Genomic DNA, 14,014 nt, shown 5'->3' with positions numbered 1-14,014 from the left:
CGGCTCTTAATAAGTGTGTATATCTTGAGGAAACTCTTTAGTTTTAACCTCATCAGAGTAACTCTTTAATGCGCTTTTGACTAAAGATGCTCCATCCATATACTTCTTTACAAACTTAGGCGTAAACTCCTCAAATAGTCCTAGCATATCGGAAAACACGAGAACTTGCCCATCAACATCTCTCCCCGCTCCAATCCCTATAACCGGTATATTTACGCTATCTGCAACTTCTTTGGCAACATCAGCCTTTACGCCCTCAATAACCATGCAAAAAGCACCTGCACTCTCTACGGCTTTGGCATCCCTTATGAGCTGCTCCCTCTCCTCTTGGGTCTTACCTTTGACTTTATAGCCCCCTTCTAGACGAACAGTTTGCGGTAGCAGTCCTATGTGTCCACATACTGCTATAGAGTTTGAGCATAAATGTTTTATGATGTGAGCCTTATCCTCTCCACCCTCTATTTTCACGGCAGAAGCAGGAGTTTGCTGAAAAACTTTTATCGAATTTTTAAGAGCTTCATCAGAGTTTATATATGTTCCAAAAGGCATATCACAGATGATAAAACTATCTTTAGCACCCATTGCAACCGCATTAGTGTGATATATCATCTGCTCAAGTGTTGCACTTAGTGTATCAGCTTTACCGGCAAAGCTCATATTGAGACTATCTCCGACTAAAATCATATCGCAACTTGGTTCCATAAGCTTTGCAAAGAGCGCGTCATAAGCCGTTATCATAACCAAAGGGGTAACACCCTTTGTTTTTTTGATAGAAGTAATTGTCATTTTCTTAGTCATCTTAAAACTCTTTCTTTAAATAATAAAAAGTATTTTAACTAATTATTGCTATAATTTTAGCCATATAGGAGAAATATTGTATGGGTGTAAGAAGTGATTTAGATTCCAACTTTGATTATGAGATAGTCGATGAGTTTCTAGACCACTACTCCATGATGGTTGACTACATGGAGGTCATGATTATAGATTTGTCAAAAAAAGATATGTATAAGATAAGTATAAATGAGCTCTTTCGTGTATTTCATAATATCAAATCCGCTTCAAGCTACTTAAAAATCACACAGATGTCAAAACTCTCGGCTTTTGTAGAGGATACTCTTGAGACAATCAGAACGAGGCACAAAAGCGTTAATGAAGAGACTATAAACTGGCTTCTTAGCATTAGTGATATGTTTGCAATCTGGAGAGATGACCTAAAATATGATAACGATTTGACACATATAAAATATTCTTTACTTAAATTACCAGATTTGGAGAGCAGTTGAAAAAATTAGTGGCATATATAACATCCGGTTATCCGGAAAAATCCTTTAGTACTGATTTGGCACTCTCTCTTGGCGAGAGTGGCGTTGATGCCGTAGAGCTAGGAGTGCCTTTTTCTGACCCCGTAGCCGATGGTCCGCTAATAGAAAAAGCAAACTATAAAGCACTTGAGCTTGGCTTTAAATTTAAACATCTCTTAGAGATATCTAAAGAGATTGCCCCAAAAGTTGATACCTTATGGATGGGGTATTTTAATAGTTTTTATCAGCAAGATTTAAATAATCTAATTCCTCTTGCAAAAAAGATTGGCATAAGCGGTTTTATAATCCCCGATCTCCCACATGAAGAGACTCTGGCTTATAAGAAACTATTTGACTCGAGCAATCTATCTAACATCAGCTTTGTTGCACCGACAGACACTCCACAGAGAATTAAAACAATAGTTGAGAATTCAAAAAAGTTTATATACATGGTAGCTTATGCAGGGATAACAGGCTCAGGAGTATCTGAAGATCTTCAACCAACACTAAGTTCTATAAAAGAGTACTCAAAGACACCTATTTATGTCGGATTTGGCGTGAACCAAAAAACTGCAAAAGAGAAAGTAAAAGGAGCTGATGGAGTAATAGTCGGTAGTGCTTTTGTTGAGATACTGCTCAATGATGATTTAAACTACACACAGAAGATACAAAGCTGTAACGAACTTGCAAAAATAATAAAAAGTGAAATAAATAGCTAATTTATCTCTTTTTTGTTTGTTATTTGTTGAAGATAGTTTGAGATATTTATTAAAGAAAATGTAACCAAAAATATCATAAGTCCCGGGAAGAAACTAACCCACCATGCAATCTCTACAACATCTTTACCGCTGCTAAGTATCGTACCCCAACTCATCTGCGGTGCAACAATTCCTAACCCTAAAAAGCTAAGCCCCGATTCTGCTAAAATTGCGCCTCCTACACCGAATGTAAAGCTCACAAAGTATATAGGAGCAAGCAGAGGAGCATAATATTTAAAAAGTATCTTTAATCTGCTTACTTTTGCAACATTTAATATTTTTATATAGGGTTGCGATGTTATTTGAAAACTCTCAGAGCGTATTAGCCTTGCGGTAGTCATCCATCCTGTTATAGATATAATTACAATCAAAACCCAAGCAGAAGCATTAACATAACTAACAAGAGCTAAAAGAAGAAAAAATGTAGGGAAAGTCAAAAATAAATCTACTAAAACAACAAAACCTTTATCAATAGTTCCACGAAAATATCCAGCCATTGAGCCTAAAAAAAGTCCAATCATTGAGGCAATAAACGCACTCCCGACTCCAATAAGAAGTGATACTTTTCCACCCTCAATTAAGCGTGCTAAAATATCTCTACCCAGCCTATCGGTACCCAGCAAATTCTCTGCGGAAGGCGGTAGTAAAATAGCATTGCTATTTAGTAAATAGGCATCAGCAGAGTAAAAAAGTGAACCAAAAAATGAAAATACAAAGACAAAAAAGAGTATAAATATACTAAATTTAGGCATTTATAGGCTACTGTTTCATTCCAAGTAGTGTCTGCATCATCTGATCAACAGTAGTAATTATCTTTGAAGCTGCGCTATAAGATGTTTGATACTTTATTAGATTTGTCAACTCTTCATCTATACTAACTTTTGAGATAGAGGAGTACTCTAACTCTATCGCATTGTACTGCGCGGTTATTGTTTCATTATTAATTATTGCTTGATTAGTATTTACTCCGACTTCAGTCGCGATAACATCAAACATTCCATAAACGGTAGAGTTATATGTTGCACTCCCAACTTCAAAGTCATATGTCTCAAACTGTTGCTGAATCATATCAAGGGAGAGTTGATTATCTCCGGTAACCGATGATCTACCGGCTGATATTTCAGTAGGACTCTCTTTTAGTTTAAAATTAAGATCTATATCTTTTGCATTGCTTCCATCAAAAAATCTATTTAGTCCAAGAGCTCCTGCAAAGTTTGTACCTGAATCAAAATCTTCATTTTTTAAATTATCTTCAATTGAAAAAGTATACCCTTTAGCCGCATAAGCAGGGTCCATAATGAACTCTACTGCATTGCTGCCATCTGGATATGTTGCCCAATTAAACTGTATAAAATCATCAATGTCGTTATTAGCATTTCCATCACTGTTGTCATCGCCTTGTGCTTTTAACTGCCCCTCTATTGAGTTAGAACCCACAGCTCCTGCCATTGATGTAGCACTATTTATATCTATTGTTCTTCTTGCGGTTATATTTCCATCAATATCATACATTAGTACATCAAATGAACCCTCTTTGATGTTAAGGGATGAGTTTACTAATGATTGAGTATTGTTAATATCAAGTGAATTGGACTCCATCTTGGTTGTAACACTAGAGGCGTATAGATTATTTGTTGACTCTATTAACGTTGAAGCAAAAGAGTCCATCTGGTCTATGACCTTTTGCAATACACCATTACTTGGAGCACCGGATAAATCATCCCCTCTCTTATCTCCTCTTAAGTCTAAGATAGCACCTATTCTACCGCCATTAATGCTCTCATTCATCGGTATTAACACGCCGTCTTGTCTCTCATAAGAGAGTTCATAAAAGCCGTTTGGATTATTATCATTAGATATATGAATAGGATGAAATGAGCCTCCATCTACTATATTAAATCCGTTTACGCTTAGTGTATAACTACTATATTTCTCATTTGATGAGCTATCGACTACGACATTTGATTTTATCTCACCGCTATTTGACTCTGCACCAATTAGTTTTGCTAAGCTCATCTCAAGTGAACTTCTTTTATCTCTTAAATCATTTGCAGTATATGCGCCACCCGCTTCTGCAACCTCTATGGATTTATTTACATTTGCCAACTCCTCAGCAAGTGTGTTTACCTCTTTTACATTTGCAGTTAGTTGATCATTAGTGCTTTTTTGGAGATTAACAATTTTATTTTGTACGCTAGTTATACTACTTGAGAGTGTTTCAGTCTGCTTTGCAAGTGCTAACTTAATAGCATCATTATCAGGATTATCTGAAAATGTTTGCCACATATTGTAGTACTCTCTTAAATCAGATTTTATTCCAACATCATCAATTTCCGGAAAGTAGGTAGATAGCTCTTCAAGAGTAGATTTTGTAAAATCAGAGTACTCTTTATCTGCAGATATACCTGTATATCTATCATAAACAAAACTATCAAATACTCTTGAAATATCTGTTATCTGAGTACCGTTTCCTAGATTTCCGTAAGAGGAGTGAATTGGAGTTGCTGCGGCTGTAACTACTCTTTGCCTTGTGTAACCTTCACTCTCTGCATTTGTTATATTATGACTGGTAGTATCTACTCCGACTTGAGCAGCCGCTAGACCGCTGTAGCCAATGTTTAATGTATTAAATATTGATCCCATTTTAAACTCTCACTTTCAATATAGTCGAATCTTTTGAGGCGACTTTATTGTAACCTTGCATCTCAGTAGGAATTAAATTTTCTAAAAATGTATTGTATAAATTACTAACTGCCAATACTAATTTTGCATATTTTTTATTTGTGTTATGAAGATTTGAGAGTTCTACTTTTAACTCATTTAACATAAGATGCTGCTCCTCATTTAATAGTGCAGGCAACTCAGCTTCAGGGTTTAGACGAATAAGAGCAGATATTTCATGGTCAATCATTGCTTTTTTTGACTCAAAGCTCTTAAGCTTCTCCTCTTTTAGCTTTAATCTGTCAAATTGAGGATTATGACTTGCTATCTGTATATCTTCTATATCAGATTCCGTAATTTTTACTAAATCTCTTAAATCACCTATAGCACTTTTTAAATGGTAAGACAACATGTCATACTCCTCACTCTTTTTGTTTAAAAACCTATATCAGCTCTTGAGCTATTTTCTCTGAGAGAGCTTGTAGGTCTATTTTATATTCACCGGACTCAAGAGCCTCTTTTATCCGTTCAACTTTACTTGTATCACCCTGTTGCGAAATTGTTGTTTTCTCTTTTTTCGAAACTTCTTTGCTCTCTCCAAAATCATTGGCATAAGCGGTACGAACACCTGCTGCATTAACTTGTGAAATCATAATCTATCCTTTTATCCTATTTTAAATATAATTCTCTACTAACTATATCGGCAAAACAAGATAAAATATTAGTTTTTTTTGCTACTTTATCTAAAGAAAGCCTACTGCTTTTCTGAAGAAAGTTTTTGCTTTGCAAAACCGCTTTCGCTACTTTTCTAAAGAAAGCCTACTGCTTTTGGCTCAAAAAATCATAAAGCATTTGAGAAAATCCAAATCCTCCGGCACTTGCCTTTGCGAGCTCCTCCCTATACATGGATTTATATATCTTGTCACCTGGGTCGTTCGTCTGTGAAAAAAGATTTTTTTCATCCTTCATCGCATCATCCATCAACATCTTTAAAATGACAGATTCAAAAGCATCCGTCTGTTCTCTTAATTTTGCATCTTCAGCTTTTGGGTCAATCTTAGGAAGTTGATGCTGTTGTGCAAGAAACTGTGTATCTATATTCATGATGTCTGCTCCATACATTAGATTAACTTTAACTCGGCAGATATACTACCTGCGCTCTTAATTGCTTCTATAATTGAGATAATATCTTTTGGCGTGGCTCCAAGTTTTTGCAAAGAGCGAACTAGGTTTGCTACTGTCGTAGTTCCGGTTTTTGTATATAGCTCATTTTCATTAAGCCCAATTACCATGTTCTCATCCACACCTATAGAGCCTGCCGGTCTGCTTAAGTCATCTTGTTCTGTGATTTTTATTGTTATATCGCCATGCGTCATAACAATTGGTTTTATCTCTATACCGACTCCGGAAATAATTGTCCCGGTTCTCTCATTTATGACTATTCTATCTTTTACATTATAGTCCATGTCTATCTCTTGAACTTCTGCTAAAAACTCTATCATACTTCTGTTTTTAGGTTTTCTTAGCCTTACTGTTTTAGAATCCATAGCTACCGCAACCTGAGTACTATAAATCTCATTTAAGGTTTTTTGGATCGTAACGCTATTTTTGAAATCGGCATCTCTTAATGATAGTGTCACATGCTCTTGATTATAGAGATCTATACTTATCTCTCTCTCAACCAGACCACCGTCATAAATCAAACCCACTGTCGGATGCGATTCCCTTGCACCCTGAGAGTTTTTTCCACCTATACTAATAGCACCCTGAGCAAGTGCATAAATTTTACCGTCAACCCCTTTAAGAGGGGTCATAAGAAGTGTTCCACCCTCTAAAGATTTTGCATCACCGATGGATGAGACTGTTATATCTATCTTATCTCCCTGTCTAGCAAAAGGAGCAAGTTCTGCCGTTACAACTACTGCTGCTACGTTCTTTGATTTTATATCAATAGAGTTCATATCTATATTCATAGCTTTTAGCATATTTGCAATTGATTGAAGAGTAAATTTTGAAGTTGTGCCATCACCTGTTTTCTTCAGACCTACAACAAGCGAGTAGCCAATAAGGTGGTTATCTCTAACTCCAACAATGCTTGCTACATCACTTATCTTAGCAGCATAGATAATAGTAGCAGTTAGTAGAAATAAAATAATCGTTCTCATCGCTAATCCTTCAATATAACGATGTTAAAGCAATATTTATTCCACTTTATTCACTTTGAAGATAGGTCAGAGAGGTGTTTCCAAATTTTTTAGATTTTTTTATTCTATAGGTACCAATATTTTCAGGAATTTCTAAACCGCTCATGTGCTCAATTATTATAAGCTTTACACACTCGCTTGGCAAAGAGGCTATCAAAGAGATAGTTTTATCATAAATATCCTCCATCCCCTCTCTTATATTAAATGGCGGGTCAATGTAAAAATAAGCCTGCTCATTTTTTTTCTGCAGTGACTTTACGACACTTGTGATATTTGAAAATGTATCACCGCTATATATCTCGCATAAAGAGGGGTCGGTTTGAGCGATGTTCTCTTTTAAAATCTTTAGGGCTTGGCGGTCACGCTCCATAAATATAATCTTTTTTGCACCCCGACTAAGTGCTTCTAGCCCGATAGAGCCGCTACCCGAGAAGAGTTCTACAAAAGTAGAGTCAATTATCTCAAACTGCAGAGTGTTAAAAAAGGACTCAAGCACTATCGCCTTTGAGCTTCTTGTAGTTGTTTTTGAGGGGAGTTTTAGAGTTTTGTTTTTAAATTTTCCCGATATTATTTTTTTATTTATTACTTTACTTTTCATAAAATGCGCGCACTGCTTTTAAAATATTTGCCTGATACTCTTTACTTAATTGTTCAATACGTTTTTCTAAAATTTCAAAATCAATAGTTTCCTCTTCTAAAACACTCTCTTTGGTCTCTGATATATTCATCTCTTTATATCTTTTTTCAAGCGCTAAAATCAGTTGAGACTTTGAAAAAGGTTTAACTAAATCCGCCTCTTTATCGCTTGAGATATAAAAACATCTCTCATCTTCAAAACATTTTGCATCCCTAATAAGAATATCACAATTTTTGACGGGAGTAAGGTACTTACCTAAAAATAGTTCTAATGACCTTTGCATTAAAGGGGATTTGCACTCAACGGCTACTCTCAAAACACTCCTTTGTTTTTTGATTGAAGTATAACACATCAATCATGTAAATATCTTTTAAGTGTATATCTCAAATCTTCATCCAAGTCGGCAATATTTAAAAGCATCCACTCCAGATAACCCCTGTCAACCATGCTTATCTCCTCAATATATCGACCGCTATATTTTCCAAAATCAAACTTTTGCATCACTACATATTTTTGCGTTAATTCAATTAATCTCTCTTTATCCTTTATCTCTAAGAGGTACTGGTAAAGAAGCTTGACAACAAGAGCGTCACCAAGTGCACTGTGTGCAACTATAGCAGTTTCATCTATGGAGCAAGCCAAAGCCTCTTTTTGCTCATGCCTATAGAGTTTTAACTCATATCTTAAAAACTGCAAAGAGAACTGCTCACACTCAGCAATAAGATGCTTTGTAACTCTAAGCGTATCAACTATTTTACCATGCCATGTAAACCCTGAGGCTTGAAGCATAGCAAGATCAAAGCCTGCCTTATGCGCAACTATTGTCGAGTTTTCATTATTAAACTCTTGTAGAAATCTCCATGCATTGCTCTGTTTTAGCATGGGCTTGCCTTTAATCATCTCATTTGTAATATGATTTATGCTTGAAGCTTTAGATGAGATTTTTTTACCTTCGTTTAGAAGTTCATATATTGAGGTAGTTTGAGTATTTTGAACTCCGATTATGCCTATAGAGCAGATTTTGTCGCTGCTGTCTAAGCCTGTTGTCTCTAAATCCAAAAATATCAACATGCAACAATCTTTATTTTGTCACATTTAGAACTCATGATGATAAATGAGAAGTATCCGCTTAGAAGTATGAAACCGTAGAGCCAGTAGATGTTAAACCACTCAAACACTCCACTGTATGATGTTAAAAGGTTTGTATAGATAAGTGCTAAAATCATAATAGAACCTACCAGCCACACTATTAACATGAGCCATTTTCTCCAAACTTTTACTAAATCCCCATAACCTATCTGCTCTATCTCGCTCTTACCGTCACATGTCAAAAGCTTAAGCTCAAAACCTCCCAAGCAGATATTAAAAATATATTTTAAGCCTCTAAAGAGAGTCAGCAGAATTGTTAAAGACCAAAAAATAGGGAACCAAAATAAAAAAATATCAAAAAGTGCACCGTAAACCTCACTACTAAGCTCTGGCATACCTCTATAAAAATATATAAATATAGTTACTAAAGATGAGAGAAGTGCAGCAAAAAAAATACTAAAAAATGTAAGGCGAGATGCCCATATAAGCCAAAGTAGAAGGTAGAATTTACTCATTTGCTTTAAAAGACTCCAGCATGGAGTAGTAGTGTTCAAGCGTCATAAAGCTCTTTTCAAACCTAAAACGGATAATAAACTCTACTATTTTGTTCTTTAACTTCTCATCAACGTTTTGAGCTTTTCCAAAGTAGCCCAAAGATATATTTTTACTCTTTACAACTGCTTCTTTATCGTAGCCAATTGCGAGTATCTGCATATACTTGTCTTTTTTAATCTCACCGAGATTTTCGCTAAGGAGTGAAGCTCCGGAGAGGTTTATTGCTTTAAAATTAAATAGGTCGCTAAAAACATCAACTTTCTCATTTATTCCAAGCTCATTATAGAGATTTTGCAAAAGAAGCAAATTATCTTTTCTAGCACGTTCATAACTAGAGATTTTATTTGTAATACTTTTTAATCTATCTAAAGCTGTACTCATCACTACTCCTAGCTCTACTTAAGTGATTATACCAAAAAGCAAAACTATTTTAGATACAATTTCACATTTAAAACAAAAAGATTATTATGGATTACTTACAGATTAAAAAAGTTGCCTCTCTAAGTGGAGAGATAAAAATTTCCGGTGCTAAAAATGCTTCCCTTCCGCTGATAGCTATGACAATATTAGCTAAAAACAGTGTAACTATAAAAAACCTTCCACATGTTGCGGATATAAATACTCTATTGAAGCTTCTCTCGAACTTAGGCGCGAAGTGTTCATCATCATGGAGCCAAGAAGAGAATGTAACAACAGTTGACACAACAACTCTGACTCAGACAAAAGCAACATATGACATAGTAAAAACTATGCGTGCATCTATCCTTGTTCTAGGTCCTATTTTAGCTAGGTTTGGGCATTGCGAAGTCTCACTTCCGGGAGGTTGTGCTATAGGACAACGTCCAGTTGATTTGCACTTAAAAGCACTAGAACAGATGGGCGCTATAATTAATATTGAAGCCGGTTATATACATGCAACTGCCCCGCAAGGTCTAAAGGGATGTGATATTATTTTTGACAAAATAACCGTTACGGGTACTGCAAATATAATAATGGCGGCAGCTCTTGCAGATGGAGTAACTACAATTACAAATGCAGCAAGAGAGCCTGAGGTCGTTCAACTTTGTGAGATTCTAAATAAGAACGGCATAAGGATAGAGGGAATTGCTACTGCTGTTTTAAAAATTCATGGAAGTGCCGGAAAACTTCTACATATTGATGAGTTTAATGTTATCCCTGATCGCATCGAAGCGGGAACTTATCTCTGTGCAGCTGCAATAACTAGGTCAGAGTTAACACTAAAAGATGTAAATGCCAAACACCTTGATGCTGTTTTATCTAAACTCCAAGAGATGGGAAGTAAATTTACAATAACTCAGAATAAGATAACTATACACCCCTCAGAAATTATAAAACCGGTCAAAATAGTAACCCAAGAGTATCCGGCATTTCCAACAGATATGCAGGCTCAATTTTTAGCACTAGCAACACAAGCAAATGGCACTTCTATCATAGAAGAGAGGCTTTTTGAAAACAGGTTTATGCATGTAAGCGAACTTCAACGAATGGGTGCAGATATAACACTAAATGCAAATATAGCAACCGTAAACGGAAGGTCAAAATTAAGCGGTACAGATGTTATGGCAACTGATTTAAGAGCCTCAAGTGCACTTGTTTTAGCTGGACTTGTTGCAGATGGGGTAACTGATGTACATCGTATTTATCATCTTGATAGAGGCTATGACTCTCTAGAGAAGAAACTTCAAAATGTTGGAGCAGATATAAAAAGACTTAAAGAGAAATAGTCTACAAAATAGTTAATCTTCAAAAATTATCATCTCATAGAGACTTTTTTTAGTTACTAACGCTTTATCACTAGAGACTGTTTGAGAGTTTTTAGCTTTTAAAACCTCATTTTTAAGATCTATGATATCTTGCTCCATATTATCAACATTCTCTTTTAATCTTAAAATGATATCAACCCCTGCCAAGTTTACCCCAAGTTCACGAGTCAACCTCAAAATCAACTTAATCCTATCTATATCTTTTTGAGAGTATAGCCTTATCCTACCATTTGATCTTGATGGAGTTATAAGATTTTCTCTCTCATACTGCCTTAGAGTTTGCGGATGTATATCTAAAACTTTCGCAACAATACTAATCAAATAAACAGGTTCGTCGTACGGATGTATCATCTTTTCTTCTCCTTAATTTTATTTTGCAGAAAATTACTGCTCATGAGCCTATATATCTTTAGGCAACTTCTCTTTCATTAATTCTATCAATTTTTCATCCAAATCTTCAACCTTTGGTAGAACTATATTGGCTTCAAGATATAAATCTCCACGCACTTTTGTCTTACGATTCATCGCACCCATCTCTTTTACGCGAAATCTCTGAGTGTTTTTAGTATTTTGTGGAATTTTTAATTTAATCTCTTTATCCAAAGTCTTTATAGAGACTTTATCGCCAAAAAGCGCCGCATAAAGAGGCAGATCAAACTTTTTAATCAAATCGTCATCTTCTCTAATATATTCCGGACTCGGAGCAACATTTATCTTTAAAAAGAGATCGCCTGCTCTTCCACCCTGCGCATGCCCTTTTCCTTTAACGCGCATCTTCTCACCGCTTTTCACGCCTGCCGGAATTTTAATGTCAAATCTATCCGCATTAATCGAAACAGAGTGTGAACCGCCTAAAATCGAGACACTAAAGGGTATAGTAACGCTTGTCTCTATATCAAGATTTGGCTGTTCTTGGTGCGAAAAACCGCCGCCGCCAAAACCTCTACTACTAAATCCGCCGCCGCCAAATCCACTGCTTCCAAATCCACCGCCGCCTGAGAACATACTTCTTAGGATTTCATCTAAATCAGCTTGCCCCCCACCGTAAGATTGCGAAAAGTCATGGAAATTCTGCCCGCCAAACATGTTATCCCCATGCATGTCATACTGCGCCTTCTTTTCTTTATCGCTTAAAATCTCATATGCGGCATTAATCTCTTTAAATTTATCTTCCGCATCTTTTTCTTTGTTTACGTCAGGATGATACTTTCTTGCTAATTTTCTGTACGCCTTTTTTATCTCTGCTTCACTTGCACCTTCAGAGATCTCTAATGTTTCGTATAAAGATTTACTCATTATTTTTTTCCTAAAATTTATATTACTGTTTATTTAAGCAAAATTATATCATAAGAGTTGAGTGGAAGTCAATCAACTTTATTGCACTCTTTTTAGCTTCTCTATTCTATCCTCAAGTGGAGGATGCGTACTAAAAAGTGCCACGAGCCCTTTACCATTAATTCCAAAAGCCTTTATTGACTCCGGAAGATGCGGCTTCTGCTTCGAGCGTGCAAGTGCTTGAAGCGCGGCTATCATATTATCACGAGTTGAGAGATATGCGCCTGCCTCATCAGCTCTATACTCTCTATACCTAGAAAAAGCCATCACTATCATCATGGCTAGCACACCCAATACTATCTCAGCTAAAATAGTTGCAACCATATAGCCGATGCCTACTCCTTCGCTTCTGTTTTTCAGAATTACTCTGTCAATCACATAGCCTATAATACGGGCAAAAAATACCACAAAAGTATTGACAACACCTTGCAGAAGGGTAAGAGTTACCATATCTCCGTTTGCAACGTGACCTATCTCGTGTCCAAGTACCGCCTCGACCTCTTTTTTATTCATGCTTCCTAAAAGCCCGCGGCTTACCGCAACTAAAGCATCATTTTTAAAAGCTCCTGTTGCAAAAGCGTTTGGACTCATATCTTCAAATATCGCTACTTCTGGCATCTTTATGCCGGCTTTTGCAGACATCTTGGCAACGCTCTCCATTAACCACAGCTCTTCCTGATTTGTTGGATTTATTATAACTCTCGCTCCCACCGCCATCTTGGCCATTTTTTTTGACATAAGAAGTGAGATTATTGAGCCTGTGAAGCCTACTACCAGAGAGAAAACAAAAAGAGAAACTAAATCCAGTCCGTTTTCATTTAAAAAATTGTTCAGTCCGAAAATATTGACAACAACACCTAAAACAATTATTATCCCCAAGTTTGTGAGCAAAAAAAGCCCTATTCTTTTAAACATTGTTTTCCCCTTTAAAATTTTAAGAATTTTAAGATATATAAGTAAATAATATGGTAGAATAATCTCAAAATTATTACATGGAGTTGCTATGAGGAAGATAATGTTTTTATTGGTTGTGGGGTTACTATTGAGCAGTACGGTTAATGCCGATAAAATTAAATATTATTCGGCTACAACTTCATTTGTAAAAGAGATGGGAAAAGATGGCACAGCATCATCAACATTTTATTATGCTCCTGCAACGGTCGTAAGTGCGGTCATCGAAACAGTATTAGCACCTAGTGTATGGTTTTGGAATTTATTTCAAGAAGAAGAAAGCAAAGAAAAATAATTTTTTAATATTCTTAAGAGAGTCTATGCTTTTTGCATACGCTTTGTTTGTCTTTAAAGAGTCAAGCAGAGTGCTTGACTTAGAGATATATTTAATGTAGAAAATGGCGAACTTCAGAGAAATACAAGCTCATGCCAAACTCGTTTGCAGCCTCTATAATCTCGTCATCACGGATACTTCCGCCTGGCTCTATTACGCTTTTTACGCCCGCTTCTGCAGCTGCATCTATGCTATCACGAAATGGAAAGAACGCTTCGCTTGCAAGTGCGGCACCCGTTACGTCAAGCCCCATCTCTTTAGCTTTTTTCAAGGCGCACTGTGAAGCATCAACACGGCTTGTCATGCCCATTCCAACTGCTACCATAGCAGAGTTTTTAACATATACAACGCAGTTTGATTTTGTAAGAGATGCCACTTTGTAAGCTATCTCCATATCTTTTTTCT

Annotated in this window: 19 protein-coding genes and 1 pseudogene; 4 read left to right on the top strand and 16 right to left on the bottom strand. The window is 36.2% G+C overall.

Annotated elements, in window-relative coordinates; all coding sequences use genetic code 11:
- Positions 1 to 6: 6 nt before the first annotated feature.
- Positions 7 to 798, bottom strand: coding sequence for a 3-methyl-2-oxobutanoate hydroxymethyltransferase (gene panB / locus M0Q20_RS05260; protein WP_295059122.1), 792 nt, complete (start codon positions 796 to 798; stop codon positions 7 to 9).
- Positions 799 to 878: 80 nt separating this feature from the next.
- Here panB and M0Q20_RS05255 point away from each other — a divergent pair, with 80 nt between their 5' ends.
- On the top strand, positions 879 to 1,283 hold the full coding sequence (locus M0Q20_RS05255) for an Hpt domain-containing protein (protein ID WP_295059121.1): 405 nt from the start codon (positions 879 to 881) through the stop codon (positions 1,281 to 1,283).
- Positions 1,280 to 2,020, top strand: a complete 741-nt coding sequence (gene trpA / locus M0Q20_RS05250; RefSeq protein ID WP_295059120.1) for a tryptophan synthase subunit alpha — start codon at positions 1,280 to 1,282, stop codon at positions 2,018 to 2,020. The genes M0Q20_RS05255 and trpA overlap by 4 nt, the downstream gene beginning before the upstream one ends.
- On the opposite strand, the gene M0Q20_RS05245 is transcribed toward trpA, so the two are convergent.
- From M0Q20_RS05245 to M0Q20_RS05195, 11 genes are all read right to left on the bottom strand, one after another.
- Positions 2,017 to 2,811, bottom strand: coding sequence for an ABC transporter permease (locus M0Q20_RS05245; RefSeq protein WP_295059119.1), 795 nt, complete (start codon positions 2,809 to 2,811; stop codon positions 2,017 to 2,019). The genes trpA and M0Q20_RS05245 overlap by 4 nt on opposite strands.
- Before the next feature lie 7 nt (positions 2,812 to 2,818).
- The gene (gene flgK / locus M0Q20_RS05240) at positions 2,819 to 4,702 is read right to left on the bottom strand and encodes a flagellar hook-associated protein FlgK (protein WP_295059118.1); all 1,884 of its coding nucleotides are present in this window, start codon (positions 4,700 to 4,702) and stop codon (positions 2,819 to 2,821) included.
- A gap of 1 nt (position 4,703) precedes the next feature.
- Positions 4,704 to 5,132 carry a hypothetical protein gene (locus M0Q20_RS05235; RefSeq protein ID WP_295059117.1) on the bottom strand — a complete coding sequence of 143 codons (429 nt, stop codon included), beginning with the start codon at positions 5,130 to 5,132 and terminating at the stop codon, positions 4,704 to 4,706.
- A gap of 31 nt (positions 5,133 to 5,163) precedes the next feature.
- Entirely contained in the window at positions 5,164 to 5,373 is a 210-nt protein-coding gene (locus tag M0Q20_RS05230; RefSeq protein WP_295059116.1) for a flagellar biosynthesis anti-sigma factor FlgM, read from the bottom strand.
- 166 nt (positions 5,374 to 5,539) lie between these two features.
- Entirely contained in the window at positions 5,540 to 5,824 is a 285-nt protein-coding gene (locus tag M0Q20_RS05225) for a rod-binding protein (RefSeq protein ID WP_295059115.1), read from the bottom strand.
- Positions 5,825 to 5,841: 17 nt separating this feature from the next.
- On the bottom strand, positions 5,842 to 6,885 hold the full coding sequence (locus M0Q20_RS05220) for a flagellar basal body P-ring protein FlgI (RefSeq protein ID WP_295059114.1): 1,044 nt from the start codon (positions 6,883 to 6,885) through the stop codon (positions 5,842 to 5,844).
- 46 nt (positions 6,886 to 6,931) lie between these two features.
- Entirely contained in the window at positions 6,932 to 7,522 is a 591-nt protein-coding gene (gene rsmD, locus M0Q20_RS05215) for a 16S rRNA (guanine(966)-N(2))-methyltransferase RsmD (RefSeq protein WP_295059113.1), read from the bottom strand.
- Entirely contained in the window at positions 7,512 to 7,877 is a 366-nt protein-coding gene (locus M0Q20_RS05210; RefSeq protein WP_295059112.1) for a hypothetical protein, read from the bottom strand. The genes rsmD and M0Q20_RS05210 overlap by 11 nt, the downstream gene beginning before the upstream one ends.
- 35 nt (positions 7,878 to 7,912) lie before the next feature.
- Positions 7,913 to 8,632, bottom strand: a complete 720-nt coding sequence (locus M0Q20_RS05205; RefSeq protein WP_295059111.1) for an exonuclease domain-containing protein — start codon at positions 8,630 to 8,632, stop codon at positions 7,913 to 7,915.
- On the bottom strand, positions 8,626 to 9,165 hold the full coding sequence (locus tag M0Q20_RS05200) for a hypothetical protein (RefSeq protein WP_295059110.1): 540 nt from the start codon (positions 9,163 to 9,165) through the stop codon (positions 8,626 to 8,628). Before M0Q20_RS05200 ends, M0Q20_RS05205 begins: the two co-directional genes overlap by 7 nt.
- Entirely contained in the window at positions 9,158 to 9,586 is a 429-nt protein-coding gene (locus tag M0Q20_RS05195; protein WP_295059109.1) for a hypothetical protein, read from the bottom strand. The genes M0Q20_RS05200 and M0Q20_RS05195 overlap by 8 nt, the downstream gene beginning before the upstream one ends.
- 86 nt (positions 9,587 to 9,672) lie before the next feature.
- On the opposite strand from M0Q20_RS05195, the gene murA reads away from it, so the two are divergent.
- Positions 9,673 to 10,950, top strand: coding sequence for a UDP-N-acetylglucosamine 1-carboxyvinyltransferase (murA, locus tag M0Q20_RS05190; protein ID WP_295059108.1), 1,278 nt, complete (start codon positions 9,673 to 9,675; stop codon positions 10,948 to 10,950).
- 12 nt (positions 10,951 to 10,962) lie between these two features.
- On the opposite strand, the gene M0Q20_RS05185 is transcribed toward murA, so the two are convergent.
- The 3 genes from M0Q20_RS05185 to htpX form a co-directional block, all read right to left on the bottom strand.
- On the bottom strand, positions 10,963 to 11,340 hold the full coding sequence (locus M0Q20_RS05185) for a helix-turn-helix transcriptional regulator (RefSeq protein WP_295059107.1): 378 nt from the start codon (positions 11,338 to 11,340) through the stop codon (positions 10,963 to 10,965).
- Positions 11,341 to 11,388: 48 nt separating this feature from the next.
- Complete coding sequence (locus M0Q20_RS05180; RefSeq protein WP_295059106.1) at positions 11,389 to 12,285, bottom strand: J domain-containing protein; 897 nt, start codon at positions 12,283 to 12,285, stop codon at positions 11,389 to 11,391.
- A 78-nt stretch (positions 12,286 to 12,363) separates the two neighbouring features.
- Positions 12,364 to 13,239 carry a protease HtpX gene (gene htpX, locus M0Q20_RS05175; RefSeq protein WP_295059105.1) on the bottom strand — a complete coding sequence of 292 codons (876 nt, stop codon included), beginning with the start codon at positions 13,237 to 13,239 and terminating at the stop codon, positions 12,364 to 12,366.
- Positions 13,240 to 13,366: 127 nt separating this feature from the next.
- On the opposite strand from htpX, the gene M0Q20_RS05170 reads away from it, so the two are divergent.
- On the top strand, positions 13,367 to 13,570 hold the full coding sequence (locus tag M0Q20_RS05170) for a hypothetical protein (RefSeq protein ID WP_295059104.1): 204 nt from the start codon (positions 13,367 to 13,369) through the stop codon (positions 13,568 to 13,570).
- Positions 13,571 to 13,661: 91 nt separating this feature from the next.
- On the opposite strand, the pseudogene M0Q20_RS05165 reads toward M0Q20_RS05170, so the two are convergent.
- A pseudogene (locus M0Q20_RS05165) lies at positions 13,662 to 14,014 on the bottom strand (bifunctional phosphoribosylaminoimidazolecarboxamide formyltransferase/IMP cyclohydrolase PurH); the annotation flags it as partial.

Source organism: Sulfurimonas sp. (genome assembly GCF_023229025.1).
In the GTDB taxonomy this organism is placed as follows: domain Bacteria; phylum Campylobacterota; class Campylobacteria; order Campylobacterales; family Sulfurimonadaceae; genus Sulfurimonas.
Note: the sequence above shows the minus strand (reverse complement) of the source record. Positions and strands in the feature narration are given on the sequence as shown.